This is a genomic window from Paenibacillus sp. GM1FR, assembly GCF_002803315.1.
Classification (GTDB): Bacteria; Bacillota; Bacilli; order Paenibacillales; family Paenibacillaceae; genus Paenibacillus; species Paenibacillus amylolyticus.
In genome coordinates this window covers 101,126-119,429 of the sequence record NZ_MKZL01000066.1, presented here as the reverse complement: position 1 = coordinate 119,429, position 18,304 = coordinate 101,126, and the positions used below count along the sequence as shown (strand labels likewise).

The window sequence follows — 18,304 nt, the reverse complement described above, 5'->3', positions numbered from 1 at the left end:
GCCATGTGGTCTGCGCTTCACCGTATAGGGCTGCGGTGTGGTATTCATGAAGCTATAGACAGGGACAAAAAAGTCCCGGATAAGACAGACATATGAAACAGGGAGGATTACCATTATGGCAAGTTCCAAAATGAAGATTGCACTGGCACCAGTGCTTGCAATGTCTTTACTCGCAGGTTGCGGTGGAGGAAGCGGCAGTGATACGTCGTTCAAGGATACAAGCGCAGAGACAACTCCACTTACTTTTGATTTCTTCAGCGTTGACCCCAGTCCGAACTGGAATGGCATGAAGGATGAAGTAGGTAAAGTCCTTACGGAAAAAACAGGGATAACCCTTAACGGTGAATTTGCCGTTAGTGGTGGTCAAGATAAAATATCCTTAATGGCGGCGAGCGGAGACTATCCGGATATTGTCTCCCCCAAAGGAGAACTCAGCAAACTGGTGGATGCCGGAGCAATGCTCGATCTGACAGATCTGATCGACCAATATGCTCCCAATCTGAAGAAGCTGTATGGTAATTACATGGACCGGTTGAAGTACAGTAATGAAGATCAGGCTATTTATGTGCTGCCAACGTATTATGCGGTAGACCAGAAGTACTTTGATGCAGGTGGTGGATTTGGCGTTCAGCATCGTGTACTGAAAGAACTCGGATACCCGGAAGTGCGCACACTTGAGGATTACGAGAATGTACTGAAGGCGTACAAAGAGAAACACCCAACGATTGATGGTCAGCCAACGATCCCGTTAACACTGGACGCGGATGATTGGAGAATCATGATTACCGTAACGAACCCGGCCTTCCAGGCAACAGGTGCACCGGATGATGGTGAATACTACATCGATCCAGAGACGTATGAAGCAAGTCTGCATTACAAACGTCCAGAGGAAAAAGAATACTTCCGCTGGTTGAACCATATGTACAACTCTGGATTACTGGACCAGGACAGCTTTATCCAGAAAACAGACCAATACAAATCCAAAATTGCAAGTGGACGTGTTCTTGGTGTCATTGACCAGGATTGGGGTTACTCCGATGCAGAAAATGCATTGAAATCCGCTGGTAAGACTGAAGCAACGTATTCACACTTTCCAGTAACCCTGTCCGAGGATATCAAGGATCATGCCTACCAAGACCCTGGTTTTGTATCCGGTTGGGGTGTAGGGATTACAACATCGAATCCTGACCCGGTTCGTACGATCAAATTCTTCGATTACCTGGCTTCTGAAGAAGGGCAAGTGCTGATGAACTGGGGGATTGAGGGCAAACAGTATGAAGTGCAGGACGGCAAACGTGTCATTCCTGCCGACATTCTGGATCAGAAAACCAATAATGCAGCCGTATTCCAGAAAGAAACGGGTATTGGTCTGTACACCAATATGTCTGGTCACTATGGAGACGGTGTGAAGGATTCAACGGATAACTACTACACTACGAATTTCCCTGAACAGATCGTGGCAGCATATTCCGATGCAGAGAAAGAAACACTCAAAGCTTACGGTGCTACGACGTGGAAAGATCTGTTCCCGAGTGAAGACGAGTTCCCAATCAAACCATGGGGAGCAGCATACAATCTGCCAACACCAGGTGACTCCAACTACAACGTCATCTTCAAGAAAACACAGGATATCATCCGGAAGCGTATCCCGGAAGCCATTCTGAGTACTCCTGAACAGTTCGATGCGATCTATGACGGCATGATTACAGAAGTGAACCAAGCAGGCGCAGAGGATATGGAGAAACAATACACAGAACTCGTTCAAAACCGTGTTCAATTGTGGAGCGGTGAAGAAGCTAAATAAACGATTAGCAATTCAGATCTAAAACGAAAAATAACCCAGATATTCTGGGTTATTTTTTTATCTAAAACGTTTTCTAAAAAACGTTTTCAATTTTATAAATTCACTATTGACAAGGGATATAGGAGCGATTATTATTCAAGTATGAAAGCACTTACATTCACTTGTACAACACGTGCCATACACCTGAATCTCAAAGTAAACATTTGCAGAATGAAGAGGAAGTAAAGCAAGAGAAGAACATTTGTTTATTTTTCAGAAAACGCTTCTAATGTTATAAAAACAAGAAAATTACATTTGTTTCATCTGGTCACGGTATGTGCAGGTCAGCCTGTTATACAAATATACAGCTTCATTAATATCCATAAGGGGGATTACACATGAAGGGCAAAACACCAAAAACATTCGCAATGCTTCTGTTAGCCAGTGCTCTTGCAATTACAGCAGGATGCAGCGGCAGTGGAGGAGGAACTAACGCTTCAGAGAAACCGGTTGATTCCGGAGATACAACCAGTCCAGTGACCTTTACATTCTTTGGTGCAGACGCGAGTCCGAACTGGAATAACATGAAGGATGCTGTCGGTCAAGAAATTACTAAGGCAACGGGAGTTACAATTGAAGCTGAGTATGATGTGAATAATGGTGGTGACCAAAAGATTCCTTTGATGGCTGCCAGTGGTGATTACCCTGATATTATCTATCCTAAAGGCAATTTGTCTAAGCTTGTGGATGCAGGCGCGATGCTGGACCTGACCGATCTAATTGAGGAGCATGCTCCCAACTTGAAAAAAATCTATGGTGATCAGATGAACCGTCTGAAATACAGTCTGGAAGATCAAGCCATTTACACGATCCCGACGAATATGGGTGTAGATAACGTTGAGTTTGACGCTAGGGGCGGATTCGAAATTCAACAAAGAGTATTGAAAGAGCTTGGCTACCCTGAAGTAAAAACGCTTGAGGACTACGAGAACGTACTGAGAACGTATTATGAAAAACATCCAACGATTGATGGTCAACCGACTATTCCGTTAACATTGAATGCAGATGACTGGAAAATTATGATTACGGTAACGAACCCTGCATTCCAAGCTACGGGTGGACCGGATGATGGTGAGTATTATATCAATCCTGAGACCTATGAAGCCGTTCTACACTACAAACGCCCTGAAGAAAAGGAATATTTCCGTTGGTTGAACAAAATGTACAATGAGGGTCTGCTTGATAAAGATACATTTGTTCAAAAGGATGACCAATACAAATCCAAAATTGCCAGTGGCCGTGTACTTGGTCTAATTGACCAAGAGTGGAACTATGGTGAGGCGGAGAATGCTTTGAAATCATCTAACGGTGGAGACAAAACATATGCCCACTTCTCCGTATCCTTGAACAAGGATATTGTGGATCATACGTTCCAACCGACGGGATTTGACGGTTATGGTATCGGAATCACAACTTCGGCCAAAGATCCGGTACGTATTATCAAATTCATGGATTGGCTTGCTTCCGATGAAGGTCAGGTCCTGAGAAACTGGGGCGTTGAAGGCCAACATTACCAAGTCGAGAATGGGAAACGCATCATTCCGGCTGACGTACAAGATCGCAAAACCAATGATAACTCTGCTTTTACCAAAGAATCAGGCGTAGGTATGTATAACATATTTAGCGCCAGATATGGTGATGGTGTGAAAGATGCCACGGATAACTACTATACAACGAACTTCCCTGAACAGATTCAAGCTGGTTACACTGCCGCTGAGAAGGAAACGTTGAAAGCCTATGGTATTACAACATGGAAAGATTTCTATCCTTCCGACGATGATCTGAAGCTGAAAGATTGGGGCGCAGCATACAACATGCCTGTACCATCTGACACGGATTACAACGTAACGTTCCAGAAAACACAGGATATCGTACGTAAACGTATTCCAGAGGCGATCCTTGCCAAACCTGAGAACTTCGACAGCGTATATGATAGTCTTCTGGCTGAACTCGATAAAGCGGGTGCAGTGGAGATGGAGAAACAATACACGGTTTGGATCAAAGAACGTGTAGCTCTCTGGACTGGAAAAGATGTGAAATAAGCTTGAAAACCAAGCATGAAAGCTATTGATTTTCATAGCAAAAAAAGCCCTTGAGAAAGGGCTTTTTTTGTTGTTGACGTGAGGTGATGGATAGCCTATAATCTATCATGTAAGCACTTTCAGTAAGCGGTTTATTCCATTTACGAAAACGTTTTACGTTTGTTAGAAGAAGAATCTTTCTTTTGGCAGAATCGAAACGTCAGCTTCAGTAAACACGTCGGAATGAACGATATCGAAAGCGCATTCAAAAAAAGTGGTATCCTCAGGCATAAAGCCTGTTATACAGATAAAACCTTCATAAATAATAGGGGGAACTAGACAATGAGAGGCAAAATGAAAGGCAATACACCCAAGACGTTTGCAATGTTGATGCTCGCAAGTGCAATGTTGGTTACAGCTGGTTGTGGGAATTCGGGAACCAAAGAGACTTCGGAGTCCAGCGGAACCGAACCGATCACAGTTACATTCTTCGGGGCGGATGCTAGTCCAACCTGGAACAAGATGCAAGATGCTGTTGGTAAAAAGATTACGGAGCAAACAGGCGTTACCATTGAAGCAGAGTATGATGTAAACGATGGTGGTAACCAGAAGATTGCACTAATGGCTGCCAGTGGTGACTTTCCTGATATGATCTACCCTAAAGGTAACTTATCTAAGCTTGTGGATGCAGGCGCGATGCTGGATCTCACGGATCTGATTGAAGAGCATGCTCCCAATCTGAAAAAAATCTATGGAGAACAGATGAACCGTTTGAAATACAGTTTGGAAGATCAAGCGATCTATACCATTCCAACCAATATGGGTGTTGATAATGTTACGTTTGACGCTACAGGTGGATTTGAAATTCAGCAAAGAGTATTGAAAGAGCTTGGATACCCTGAAGTGAAGACACTTGAGGATTACGAGAATGTACTTAGAGCCTATTATGAAAAACATCCAACCATTGATGGTCAACCAACCATTCCATTAACATTGAATGCAGATGATTGGAAAATCATGATCACGGTAACGAACCCGGCTTTCCAGGCAACAGGTGCACCGGATGATGGTGAATATTACATTGACCCTGAAACGTATGAAGCCAAATTGCACTACAAACGTCCAGAGGAAAGAGAATATTTCCGCTGGTTGAATAAAATGTACAATGAAGGCCTACTGGACAAAGATGCCTTTGTTCAAAAGGATGACCAATACAAGTCCAAAATTGCCAGCGGCCGTGTCCTCGGTCTGATTGACCAAGAGTGGAACTATCAAGAAGCAGAGAACGCGCTTAAATCATCGGGTAAGGATGATGCCACATACGCTCACTTCTCTGTATCACTTAACGATGAGATTGTGGATCACACGTTCCAACCAGCCGGATTTGACGGTTATGGCATCGGGATTACAACTTCGGCCAAAGACCCAGTGCGTATCATCAAATTCATGGATTGGCTTGCTTCCGATGAAGGACAAGTTCTGAGAAACTGGGGTATCGAAGGTGAACATTACAACGTAGAAGATGGTAAACGCGTGATTCCAGAAGACGTTCAAGACCGCAAAACGAATGACAACTCCAATTTCAGTAAGGAAACAGGAATTGGGATGTATAACATATTTAGCGCAAGATACGGTGATGGTGTAAAAGATTCTACGGATAACTATTACACAACAAACTTCCCTGAGCAGATTGTAGCTGGTTACACGGCTGCAGAGAAAGAAACGCTGAAAGCTTATGGTATCACGACTTGGAAAGAGTTCTATCCGGCTGAAGAAGATCTGCCAGTTAAGGATTGGGGCGCAGCGTATAACATGTCCGTACCTTCCGGTACAGACTATGAGGTAACGTTCCAGAAAACGCAGGATATCATCCGTAAACGGATTCCGGAAGCTGTTCTGACTACACCAGCAAACTTTGATGCAACCTATGATGCTTTACTGGCTGATTTGGACAAAGCGGGTGCAGTTGAAATGGAGAAACAATTTACGGTTTGGGTTAAGGAACGTGTCTCTCTGTGGACAGGAAAAGACGTAAAATAATATGGATTGTCTGCGATCCATGGTTACACAAGGAAAGGGCCCTATATGGGGCCTTTTTTTTGTGGAATGATGTGATGATTTGCATTGACGCAAATTTTGAAATCACATATAATTTTATTATTGTAAGCACTTACCGAAAACGTTTTATGACATAAGAAATATACTGCTTATTTAGGAACAGGAGCTAAACATGTCCCAACACAATAACGAACCTAAAATCAATCGTCTATGGTATCAACAACCGGCAAAACGCTGGGAAGAAGCATTGCCCATCGGAAACGGCCGTCTTGGAGGCATGGTGTACGGAGGCGCAGCAGATGAACGAATTCAGCTCAATGAAGATACATTATGGTCAGGGTTTCCACGGGATACGATTCAATACAGCAGTCAGCGGTATTTGAAACAGACGCGAGAGTTGATCATGTCTGGGCAGTATGGTGAAGCTGAGGATTTGTTGAACCGTGAAATGCTTGGTCGTGATGTGGAGGCTTACCAGCCGATGGGTCATTTTCTATTGCACCATGAGGGTCTGGATGATCTTTCATATGATGCATTTGAACGGGAGCTTGATCTGGAATCGGGTATTGCAACCACAACCTACTCATTGGAAGGAACTCAATACGTACGTGAAGTGTATTCAAGTGCTTCGGATGATCTGATGGTCTGCACATTAACTGCTGATCAGAAGGGCACTGTGAGTGTAAGTGTTACGCTAGACAGTCCCCATCCTTATCGCGTTGAGACTTCGGGAGATGCTCTAACCATGTTCAGTCGGTGCCCAAGTCATGTGGAGTCCAATTACTTCAGAGATCACCCGGAATCCGTCCTCTATGAAGAGGATCGTGGGACGGCTTATGCTGTTCGTGTAGCGTTTACGGCATCTGGTGATCAGGTGAAGGTCTCCAATCTGGAAGGCAAGTTACATATTCAGGGTGCTGATCAGGTTGTGTTTTATCTGGCAGCGGCTACCTCCTTTGAGAGTTACGATGTGTTACCTGTGAAGGGTCATCTTGTATTGGAAGAGGAATGCAAGGAGATGATCTCCAAAGCGACCACACATGGCGCGAAAGCGCTTCGTGACCGACATATTCAGGATCATAGCGCGTTGTTTAACAGAGTCTCTATTGATTTAGGGGTATCGGCTAACGCCGAATTACCTACAGATGAGCGGCTGCAGGCTTATCAGGCAGGGCAACAAGACCCTGGACTGGAGGCGCTTTATTTTCAATATGGAAGATATCTGTTAATGGCTAGTTCGCGTCCGGGCAGCCAGCCTGCCAATCTGCAGGGAATCTGGAATCATCAGGTAGAGCCGCCATGGCACAGTGACTACACGATCAACATCAACACGGAGATGAATTACTGGCCAGCGGAAGTCTGCAATCTCAGTGAATGTCATGAGCCGCTGTTTGATATGCTGACCGATCTCAGTAATACAGGACGAAGAACGGCGCGGATTCTGTATGGAGCCCGCGGATGGACTGCTCATCATAACGTGGATATCTGGAGAACTACCACACCTACAGGTGGAGACGCGAGCTGGGCATTTTGGCCGATGGGCGGTGTGTGGCTGACCTCGCATCTATGGGAACATTACCAGTTTACCGGAGATCAGCGTTTTCTTGAGGAACGTGCGTATCCCATCATGAAAGAGGCGGCGCTATTCTGTCTCGATTGGCTGGTGGAAGGGCCTGATGGTTATCTGGTTACAATTCCATCCACTTCACCAGAGAACAAGTTTCTCACAGATGCTGGGGAGGCACGCAGTATATCCATGGCTTCAACAATGGATATGACGTTAATTCGTGAACTATTCACCCGCTGTATTGAGGCCGCGAAGCAATTGAATCTAGATGAGTCATTGGCGAGCGAGTGGGGTGAGGCTCTGGACAAACTCTATCCATTCCGAATTGGAAGCGAAGGACAATTGCTGGAGTGGTTTAAGGATTTTGCCGAATCCGAGCCAGGGCATCGTCACGTCTCCCATCTGTATGGACTGTATCCGGGAGAGCAGATCAATCGAGTACACACACCGGAATTGGTAGAAGCAACACGGGTATCGCTTGAACGTCGTATCTCACAAGGTGGCGGGCATACAGGATGGAGCTGTGCATGGTTGATCAATCTGTATGCACGACTACTGGATAGCAGCCAGGCACATCAGTTTGTGCACACGTTGCTGGCCCGATCCACACATCCGAATCTGTTTGATGACCATCCACCATTCCAGATCGATGGTAATTTTGGAGGCACTGCCGGAATCGCGGAGATGTTATTGCAGAGCCACTTGAACGAGTTACATATACTGCCGGCACTGCCTGAACTCTGGACTCAAGGTCAAGTTGAAGGGCTTCGTGCAAGAGGTGGTTATACGATAGCAATAACGTGGACGGACAACAAGCTTGTGACAGCGGTTATTAAGGCAGACCGAAGTGACTCGCTGACCCTTCGCAGTGCTTATCCGCTGCGTGTGGAAGGAAACGAACAAGCCAAGGCAGAGCTTACGCCTCAGGGCGATTATGTAATTATTTTAACCATGACCGCAGGACAGACGATCCGCGTGTCATCATGAGACGGAGGAGCCAACCATGACCATTTTTAAATTTCCGCAAGATTTTCGCTGGGGTACAGCAACAGCTTCCTATCAAATAGAAGGAGCGGCACAGGAAGGTGGACGCGGGGCATCCATCTGGGATACGTTTGCGCGCACACCTGGCAAGGTATATAACGGAGACAATGGGGATGTCGCGTGTGACAGCTACCACCGTTACGAGGAAGACATCGAACTGATGAAGAAACTCGGGATTAATACATACCGGTTCTCCATTGCCTGGCCGCGTATTATTCCTGACGGAGATGGTGAGATCAATCGGGAAGGTCTGGACTTCTACCACCGCTTCGTGGATGCATTGATAGAGGCTGGAATTGAACCGTTCCTCACACTGTATCACTGGGATCTTCCGCAAACGCTGGAGGATGACGGAGGCTGGGGCAACCGCAGAACTGTGGATGCTTTTGTGAAATATGCCGAAGTGATCTTCAAAGAATTCTCTGGCAAAATCAACTTCTGGCTGACATTCAACGAACCATGGTGTATCGCGTTCCTGTCGAACCTTCTGGGGATTCATGCGCCAGGAAACAAAGACCTGCAAACTTCTATTAATGTGGCACATGGATTACTGGTTGCTCATGGTAAAGCCGTTCAATCCTTCCGTCGCTTGGGAACAACCGGTCAGATTGGTATTGCTCCGAACGTGTGCTGGGCTGAGCCGTACAGCAAATCTCCTGAGGACCAAGCTGCGTGTGACCGATCAATTGCGCTTAATACCGATTGGTTCCTTGATCCAATCTACAAAGGTTCATATCCGCAGTTTATGGTGGATTGGTTTGCAGAAGCGGGTGCTACCGTACCAATTCAGGAAGGTGATATGGAGATCATCTCGCAACCAATCGATCTGCTCGGCATTAACTATTACACGATGGGGATCAATCGCTTCAATCCTGAGGCAGGTGCTCTGCAATCGGAAGAAGTTGATATGGGCCTCACCAAAACTGATATTGGCTGGCCTGTGGAATCACGTGGTTTGTATGAATTTATGCATTACTTGCAAAAGTACGGCAATGTGGATGTATATATCACAGAGAATGGTGCCTGCATCAATGATGATCTGGAGAACGGAAAAATTAACGATGATCGCCGGATTTCATATTATGAGCAGCATTTGGCTCAAATTCACCGCATCATTAATGACGGCATTAACCTGAAAGGGTACATGGCATGGTCACTGATGGATAATTTTGAGTGGGCAGAAGGCTACCGTATGCGTTTTGGTCTTGTTCATATGGACTATCGTTCACTCGTGAGAACACCGAAGGAGAGTTATTACTGGTATCAGAACGTCATCAAGAATAATTGGTTGGAGACACGGAACGAACATAATCCCCAATAGTTTGGGTGGCAGGTTTCAAGGGTAAAGCAGGTCCTCATTATATATGGTTCCCTTATTAAAGCTGAGAACGACGGTAACATTGGAGTATTCCAATGTGCCGTCTTTTTTTTGTATTTTTACCGTTGGAAAGGAGTAGTTCATAAAGGTTTCATAAGGTCAAGTGCGGTTCCTGTTATGAAGAGACGTTTTTTGGGTTATAAGAAGTAAGAAAGAAATGAATAATGTTTTGTCAACGGATAAATTTGAAATAAAGTGTCCAAATTGCGAAGAAAATTTGAACATTTGTTGACTAAAAATCATACTGATGTGGTATATTGGTATAAGGAAAGCACTTACAAAAAGGGAAAAGGAAGTGTTTACTATGGCATCGAAGACAGCAATGGTTAGCCAATTGGAGCGCAAAGACAAAAATATGCGGCGCGCCGTCTTGACGATGACAGTTCTGGCATGGGTCGCACTCATTACGGGAGTGATCATGTGTCTGATCAATCTGAACGAATTTAATGATCGTAATCTTGGCTTGATGGTTGGTATTGGATTCCTTGTAGGTAGTGTGTTTATTTACGTTATTGCCAAAGCGATTGGCCTTGTTCATACACGCCGGGAAGACGAAGGCGCCGATTGATTATAATCCTGCGTTAATTCGTTCATAATAAGACTGGATGAGTTCCCGGAATCCAGTCAATAAAGCCCTTTGCGGATTCGTTGACACTGTTCAACGGGACTGCAAAGGGTTTTATTTTGTGACTTGATGTGTAAAGATTACGAAGTACAAATATCAAGCATGCAAGCGATTTGTGAGAAAAAATTCACACATTTAAGGTGTAAAATCGACAAATTTGTTAACAAGAACAAAAAAGTTGTTCATTTCTGATATCTTTAGTAGGAAGAGAGTAGTATACTGATTTTTCAGTATGAGCGAATTTAAGGAGAGGGGATCAAAATGAACAAGAAACCTAGGTCGCTAATCCGGATTATCATTCCGGTTGTCCTGACGTTGGTTACAATTGCATTGATTGTCTGGCCAATGCTGGCAGGCGGACAGTACGTTGTTCTGGATCCGAAGGGGCCAATCGGCGCTTCGCAGAGAGATTTGATTGTCATCTCGACAATTTTGTGTGCTGTCATTATTGTGCCAGTACTCATTTTGGCTGCCGTAATCGTATGGCGTTACCGTGAGAAACCGGACAACAAAGCAGCATATGAACCTAACTGGGCTCATAGCACCAAAGCGGAGGTTGTATGGTGGACCATTCCAATTATTATTATTGGAATACTTGCAATTGTAACGATTCGTTACACGTATGTTCTGGAACCTTCGAAGCCGTTGGCTCACGAGAAAGCACCAATTACCATCCAAGTGTCTTCACTGGACTGGAAATGGCTGTTTATGTATCCAGAACAAGGAATTGCAACGGTTAATACGTTGAATATTCCGGCAGACCGGCCCGTGAAATTTGAACTCACTGCGGATTCACCGATGAACTCATTCTGGATTCCGCAACTTGGAGGACAGATTTATACGATGTCGGGTATGGCGATGACCTTGTATCTGCAGGCAGATCATGAAGGCAAGTACTGGGGTTCAGGCGCTAACTTCACAGGTGAGCATTTTGGAGAAATGCGTTTTGATGTGAATGCTACATCGGACGAAGATTTTGACAATTGGGTAGCTGAAGTGAAACAGAGTTCTCAGGCGTTGACTACAGAAGGTTACAAAGCACTGGCTGAGCCAGGCACAAGCAACGTTGCTTATTATTCTGCCTTCCCAGAAGGATTGTTCCAAAATATTGTGACCAAGTATGTAGTAGATGGTCAAAGTGCTCACAGTAAGCATGGAACTTCAAAAGAAGCTTCTGGAGCCATTCAAAATGCAACTGATACGTCCAATCAAGACGAGGACAAGAGTGCTAACTAAAGATTCGAAAGGAGGCCCCCAATGTTAGAGGGACTTAAAGAGTTTGCATCGGAGTTTTTCGTAACCGGTGATCCGCTCATTTATGGTGCGATGGTAGCTATCGGAATTACCATGATTACTATTGTAGCGGTGCTAACTTATTTCAAAAAATGGGGCTGGCTCTGGCGTAACTGGTTAACGACTGTCGATCATAAAAAGATCGGTATCATGTATATCATTGCTTCCATTATCATGTTGTTCCGTGGTGGTGTGGATGCGCTAATGATGCGCCTTCAGCTAGCTATGCCTAACAATGAATTTCTGAATCCTGAGCATTATAATCAGGTCTTTACAACTCACGGTACGATCATGATCTTGTTCATGGCGATGCCATTTATGTTTGGTCTATTTAACGTTATCGTGCCATTACAGATCGGAGCAAGGGACGTTGCGTTCCCGTTCCTGAATGCACTGAGCTTCTGGTTATTCTTCCTGGGAGCAATGCTGTTTAACCTGTCATTTGTTATCGGTGGTTCACCGGATGCAGGATGGCTGAGTTATCCGCCTCTATCGGAGCTGTCACACAGTCCGGGGGTAGGACAGAACTTCTATATATGGGGTATACAGATATCGGGTATCGGTTCCTTGGCTACCGGTATCAACTTCCTGGTTACCATCATTAAAATGCGTGCGCCAGGCATGAGATGGATGAAAATGCCGATGTTCACATGGTCGGTATTCTCCACTTGTATCATTATCTTGTTTGCTTTCCCGATCTTGACCGTGACACTTGCATTGTTATTCCTCGACAGGTTTGCCGGGGCGCATTTCTTCACACTTGATCTGGGCGGTAACCCAATGATGTATATCAACTTGATCTGGATGTGGGGTCACCCTGAGGTATACATTGTCGTCTTGCCGGCATTCGGTGTTTTCTCCGAGATTGTAAGTACCTTCTCTCGGAAAAAACTGTTTGGCTACAAATCGATGGTATTCGCGATGTTGATCATCAGCTTCCTGTCCTTCTTCACATGGGCGCATCACTTCTTCACGATGGGTTCCGGAGCAGACGTGAATGCATTCTTCGCCGTAACTACGATGTTGATTGCTATTCCAACAGGGGTTAAGATATTCAACTGGCTGTTTACCATGTATCGAGGAAGGATTCGCATGGCGACTCCGATGATGTGGACACTTGCCTTTATCCCGTGCTTTATTGTCGGGGGTATGACAGGCGTTCTGTTATCCGTTGCTCCTGCTGACTTCCAGTTCCACAACAGTTACTTCCTGATTGCCCACTTCCACCAAGTATTGATCGGTGGCGTTGTCTTCGGATACTTCGCAGGTCTGTACTACTGGTGGCCTAAAATGTTCGGTTTCCAACTCGAAGAGAAACTGGGCAAATGGGCATTCTGGACTTGGAATATTGGTTTCTATGTCTGCTTCATGCCGCAGTACGCTGTCGGTCTAATGGGTATGACACGTCGTCTGAGCACATACGGCTGGGATACTGGCTGGTGGGAACTGAACTTCGTATCCACAATCGGGGCATTCCTGATGGGTGTCGGATTCCTGTTCCAAGTTGCACAAATCGCAGACGGTATTCGCAAATACAAATCACTCAAAGCTTCCGCCGATCCATGGGATGGCCGTACGCTGGAGTGGTCAATTCCTTCACCAGCTCCTGAATACAACTTCGCCGTTACACCGCGCGGAGATGATATTGATGAGTGGTGGGAAGAGAAAGAACGTCGTGCCAAAGGCATCTATCCGCCAGAGCAACCGCTTGAGCCGATTCATATGCCGAAGAACTCTGGAATTCCGTTCATCATGTCTGTCTTCTGGTTCATCGCCGGTTTCGGCTTTGTCTTCGGATGGTTGTGGATGGCAATTCTCGGACTCGCTGGCGTAGGGATCTGTATGATCGCCCGTTCATTCTCATATGATACGGATTATTACATTCCGGTTGACGAAATTAAACGTACCGAAGCGTCGTTAAGGGGGTCGGTATAGATGGCTCAAGCAGCCGCTAAGCACGGTGAGAATCATGCACATGGTCACGACCATGGACATCATGATCCACAGGAAATGAAAATTCTCGGTTTCTGGTTCTTCCTGATTTCCGACGTTATCCTGTTCTCCGTATTGTTCGCAACCTTCATTGTGTTGCGTGACAATACGGCGGGCGGACCGATTTTGTCTGAATTGATCAAAATGCCTGGTGTTATTGCCGAAACGTTTATCTTGCTCACAAGTTCATTTACGAGCGGACTAGCCGTACTGGCGATGAATCAAGGCAAAGTAAAACAATTAATCAGTTGGCTGGCAGTTACAGCCGTTCTGGGTGCAAGCTTTATCGCACTGGAAGTATATGAGTTTATTGAGTTGATTCACGAAGGGTTCAGCTTTACAACGAGTGCTGCTTCTGGCGCATTCTTCACCCTTGTGGGAACTCACGGACTTCACGTATCGCTCGGTCTGATCTGGATGATTGGACTTATGTTACAACTGAAAAAACGTGGTATTACCGATGTTACTCGCGGTAAAATTAACGTCATCAGCTTGTACTGGCACTTCTTGGACGTCGTATGGATTTTCCTCCTGTCGATCGTCTATCTCATGGGGGTGATGTAGATGTCAGAGCACAACTCACATGATTCCCACGGTCATGAGCAACATGGTTCACTGAAGTCTTATGTCATCGGCTTCATTCTGTCCGTCGTTCTGACAATCATTCCACTTGTGGTGGTTCTCAATGATATGATGGAAAGAACAGGAACACTCATTGTTGTTCTTGGCACGGCAGCACTTCAGTTTGTGGTTCAACTCTTCTTCTTCATGCATATCCGTGAAACAGAGAAACCACGCTGGAATGTGATGGCTCTTATCTTCGGTTTGCTGATTATGATGACCATCGTAATTGGTTCGATCTGGATTATGCTTAACAATGCTGTTGCACATTAATTGATATGATGAAAGAGCTTCACGACCTTGGAATTCAAGGTTGTGGGGCTCTTTTTTTTCTAAGCAGAAGTTATCGCATATTTTAATGAAAAAAAAGTTGGATTATATCATAATAAGTCGTTGATGAAATAATTTACCAGTGATACTATTGTTATACACTCTGGAAATATATTCAATATTTTAGTTAGAGCAATTTTAGCAAAATTATTTTAGGAGATGTACTAATGAAAGCAAGGGTAATCCGTTATTATCGTTTTGGCGAACCAAGTGAAGTGTTATGTATGGAAGAAAAAGATGTGATACCCCCTGGCCCCGGTGAATTAGCAGTGAGGATGTATGCTCGACCTATTAATCCCTCCGATATTATTCCTGTTCGAGGAGCTTACCCGCATCGTACCCGATTACCAGCTGTTCCCGGGTTTGAGGGTGTGGGGGTGGTAGAAGCAGTAGGGCCGGGAGTTTCCAATCAAATGTTGGGTCGCCGTGTCTTGCCACTAAAAGGTGAGAATACTTGGCAGGACGTCGTGAAGACTTTGGAGCAACATACGATTATTGTGCCGAATGATATCGATGATCACTCAGCAAGTCAGCTCTATATTAATCCGGTTACGGCTTGGTTGATCTGTACAGAGGTGCTTAAGCTTACGTATGGTGATACCCTGATTGTGAATGCAGGGGGATCTGCAATCGGGCGAATCTTTGCACAGATCTCAAAAATCTATGGATTTAAATTGATTGCGCTTACGAGAGATGATCGTCATACTGCTGAACTGTATCGTCTTGGAGCAGCTTCTGTTATCAATACAACGAAAGAGTTGCTACAGGCTAGAATCACGGAATTAACAGAGGGGTGCGGTGCTGATGCAGCCGTGGATTGTATTGGAGGGACAGATGGGGAACAGTTGGTGAGTTGCCTTAAGCCAAATGGGACGGTCATCAGTGTAGGACTGCTTTCGGGGATCACACCGTTATGGCATGAAGTAACCCGGGGAACACAAGTTCATGTGAAACTTTTCTGGTTAAAACATTGGGTGGAACGCTGTACGCAAGAACGCTGGGAACAGGTATTTCATGAGGTAATGGAGTTGGTCAGAGCAGGGAGGCTTGTCATGACAAACATTGGGGCGACGTATGAACTAACGAATGTACAACAGGCTATTGCAGCGGCTGAATCGGGTATCGAGGGGAAGGTTCTCTTAATACAGTAGTACATAAGACTTGGAAAAACTCAACATAAAGGATGCGTAGTTAATAACTAATTCATATTGGGGGCCTTGTTGTGAAGATTAAAGATATGATGTTTACTGCGATTATGGCAGCTGTTATTGCAGTACTTGGACTGTTACCTCCGATTCCACTACCATTTATACCTGTGCCAATTACAGTCCAAACGCTGGGCGTGATGCTGGCAGGCAGTATCCTTGGTGCTCGATTGGGAGGGGTAAGTCTCTTGCTCTTTGTTGTTCTGATCGGTTTAGGAGCTCCATTGTTGTCCGGTGGCAGAGGGGGCTTGGGTGTTCTGGTTGGACCTACAGGCGGGTATGTTCTTAGTTATCCGATTGCTGCTTTTGTGATTGGGTTGTTAGTTCAACGTACATCCGTTGCAGGCATTAAATTTTGGAACTTTCTACTGAGCAACATCGTGGGCGGAATCCTTGTTGTGTATGCAGTGGGTATTCCATTCCTGTCCTTTATAACGGATGTACCAATTACACAGGCTATCATAGGCAACCTTGTTTTCATTCCAGGTGACCTGCTCAAAGCAGTGCTTGCTTCACTTATTGCTGTTAGAATTCTCAAGGTAAGTCCTACAATGATCCAGGATACGAAAAGGCAAACTCCGGGGGTCTAACATTATGATATTCAGAGACTGCACATTCTTAAGCACTTCTATACAAGTAAATCGCGCCAAGTGATGGAGGTACTACAGTGATTCATTTTTCCAATGTAACGTTTGGTTATGCAAACCGAGCAACAATGTTAAACGATATTAACCTTCATATTCGTTCTGGTGAATATGTGGCGTTTGCTGGAAGGAATGGAGCAGGGAAATCCACCATAGCTAGGTTAATGAACGGGTTACTCCTTCCAACCACAGGCCAAGTAACTTTTAATGATTATGTGACATCCAATGAAGATGATTTAAGTATCATTCGTCAGAGAATTGGAATGATCTTTCAAAATCCAGAGAATCAAATTGTGGCATCTACAGTGTTTGAAGATATCGCCTTCGGCCTGCAAAACGTTTGTGTCCCTACTGAAGATATCGAGCGTCATGTAACAGAGGCATTGAGCCAAGTGGGGATGCTGGATTATTATAATTCTGATGTATATTCGTTATCAGGAGGGCAAAAACAGCGTATCGCTATTGCGGGAGTTCTCGCTATGGGACCAGAAGTTATTGTTTTTGATGAATCTACCTCAATGCTCGACCCGGAAGGCAAAGATCAGATTGCATTGCTGATGGGAGAGTTGCATAAACAAGGAATTACGATTGTAACAATTACGCATGACTTAGAGGAGATTGCAGCATCTTCGAGGGTTATTGTACTTGATCAGGGTGACATTTGTTATGATGGATCGCCCGAGGCCTTGTTTCAGGGCGAATACTGGCGTTTTCCCGGGATAACGGCTCCTTTTATTGTCGAGGCAAGAGAGGCACTGAACCGGAAGGGGCTACACTCTTCTTCGGCACTCACTCTGGAAGATTTGGTGGATGATTTATGCAAATTACACTAAAAGAAGTGGACTTCTCGTATCATGTTGGAACACCACTGGAGAACAACGTATTGAGCAACATTACACTCACCATGGGCGATAATCGCATTTTTGCTGTTGTGGGAAAAACGGGATCTGGCAAGTCAACTTTTGTACAGCTGCTCAATGGGCTTCTGCAACCTACAAATGGAACAGTTGATATAGGGGATTTTCGAATGACAACCGATCGAAAGAAAACGTACGTTCTCTACGATAAAGTGGGTATTGTATTCCAATTTCCGGAGCATCAATTATTCGAGGATACGGTAATAAAAGACATATCCTTTGGTCCCAAGAACTTGGGCTGGTCAGCTGAAAAAGTTCGTAGTACATGCTTGGATGCATTACACATGGTAGGTCTGGACGAATCTTTCTGCAATAGATCACCGTTTGAATTAAGTGGCGGAGAGAAGCGGAGAGTGGCAATTGCAAGTGTGTTAGCGATGAACCCGGAGGTGCTTATTCTCGACGAGCCAACCGTAGGGTTGGATTCGGAAGGGAAAGAGCAGCTGATGGAACTCTTTTGTTCCTGGCAGCAGGAACAGGGGAGTACGATCATTATGGTGACGCACGATATGGAGACTGTTGCCGAGTACGCCGAAGAAGTGATTATATTTGAACGTGGTCAAGTGCAAAGACATACGACTCCTCTCCAATTGTTCACTGAATATCAAGTTGAGTTGAAAGATATGGGATTAAAGCTGCCTAAAGCGCTCCAGCTCGTGGAAGCCATAAATGTAAAATTGAACGTTGAATTGCAGCTGGAGTCGGTAAAGAAAGAATGGATTTTGTCATATATTGCTGATTTTTTTCAGAGGAAGGAATTGTAGTT

The 18,304-nt window shown here is 44.9% G+C and carries 14 protein-coding genes; all 14 read left to right on the top strand.

Translation table 11 applies throughout. The features are described from left to right. Positions 1–115: 115 nt before the first annotated feature. On the top strand, positions 116–1,804 hold the full coding sequence (locus tag PAEAM_RS29855) for an ABC transporter substrate-binding protein (RefSeq protein WP_100529848.1): 1,689 nt from the start codon (positions 116–118) through the stop codon (positions 1,802–1,804). 377 nt (positions 1,805–2,181) lie between these two features. Further along, a complete protein-coding gene (locus PAEAM_RS29850; RefSeq protein ID WP_036606898.1) occupies positions 2,182–3,885 on the top strand; it encodes an ABC transporter substrate-binding protein in 1,704 nt (567 codons plus the stop codon). 321 nt (positions 3,886–4,206) lie between these two features. Further along, positions 4,207–5,904: an ABC transporter substrate-binding protein gene (locus PAEAM_RS29845; protein WP_370511447.1), complete on the top strand. Its 1,698-nt coding sequence runs from the start codon at positions 4,207–4,209 to the stop codon at positions 5,902–5,904. 190 nt (positions 5,905–6,094) lie between these two features. After that, a complete protein-coding gene (locus PAEAM_RS29840; protein ID WP_100529847.1) occupies positions 6,095–8,476 on the top strand; it encodes a glycoside hydrolase family 95 protein in 2,382 nt (793 codons plus the stop codon). A 16-nt stretch (positions 8,477–8,492) separates the two neighbouring features. Then, positions 8,493–9,854 (top strand): GH1 family beta-glucosidase, encoded by a 1,362-nt coding sequence (locus PAEAM_RS29835; protein ID WP_036668061.1) that lies wholly within the window; start codon positions 8,493–8,495, stop codon positions 9,852–9,854. Positions 9,855–10,215: 361 nt separating this feature from the next. Further along, on the top strand, positions 10,216–10,479 hold the full coding sequence (locus PAEAM_RS29830; protein ID WP_036606904.1) for a hypothetical protein: 264 nt from the start codon (positions 10,216–10,218) through the stop codon (positions 10,477–10,479). A gap of 318 nt (positions 10,480–10,797) precedes the next feature. After that, positions 10,798–11,772, top strand: coding sequence for a ubiquinol oxidase subunit II (gene cyoA, locus PAEAM_RS29825; protein WP_036606906.1), 975 nt, complete (start codon positions 10,798–10,800; stop codon positions 11,770–11,772). A gap of 21 nt (positions 11,773–11,793) precedes the next feature. Continuing rightward, on the top strand, positions 11,794–13,764 hold the full coding sequence (locus PAEAM_RS29820) for a cbb3-type cytochrome c oxidase subunit I (RefSeq protein WP_036606909.1): 1,971 nt from the start codon (positions 11,794–11,796) through the stop codon (positions 13,762–13,764). Further along, a complete protein-coding gene (gene cyoC, locus PAEAM_RS29815; RefSeq protein WP_036606911.1) occupies positions 13,765–14,385 on the top strand; it encodes a cytochrome o ubiquinol oxidase subunit III in 621 nt (206 codons plus the stop codon). Then, positions 14,386–14,715, top strand: coding sequence for a cytochrome o ubiquinol oxidase subunit IV (cyoD, locus tag PAEAM_RS29810; RefSeq protein ID WP_036606914.1), 330 nt, complete (start codon positions 14,386–14,388; stop codon positions 14,713–14,715). It begins immediately after the preceding gene. A 224-nt stretch (positions 14,716–14,939) separates the two neighbouring features. Further along, positions 14,940–15,923 carry a zinc-dependent alcohol dehydrogenase family protein gene (locus tag PAEAM_RS29805; protein ID WP_100529846.1) on the top strand — a complete coding sequence of 328 codons (984 nt, stop codon included), beginning with the start codon at positions 14,940–14,942 and terminating at the stop codon, positions 15,921–15,923. Between the two features lie 71 nt (positions 15,924–15,994). After that, positions 15,995–16,567, top strand: a complete 573-nt coding sequence (locus tag PAEAM_RS29800; RefSeq protein WP_036668056.1) for a biotin transporter BioY — start codon at positions 15,995–15,997, stop codon at positions 16,565–16,567. 77 nt (positions 16,568–16,644) lie between these two features. Continuing rightward, positions 16,645–17,454 (top strand): energy-coupling factor transporter ATPase, encoded by an 810-nt coding sequence (locus tag PAEAM_RS29795; protein ID WP_036668055.1) that lies wholly within the window; start codon positions 16,645–16,647, stop codon positions 17,452–17,454. Continuing rightward, the gene (locus tag PAEAM_RS29790) at positions 17,439–18,302 is read left to right on the top strand and encodes an energy-coupling factor transporter ATPase (RefSeq protein WP_036668054.1); all 864 of its coding nucleotides are present in this window, start codon (positions 17,439–17,441) and stop codon (positions 18,300–18,302) included. Before PAEAM_RS29795 ends, PAEAM_RS29790 begins: the two co-directional genes overlap by 16 nt. Positions 18,303–18,304 lie beyond the last annotated feature (2 nt).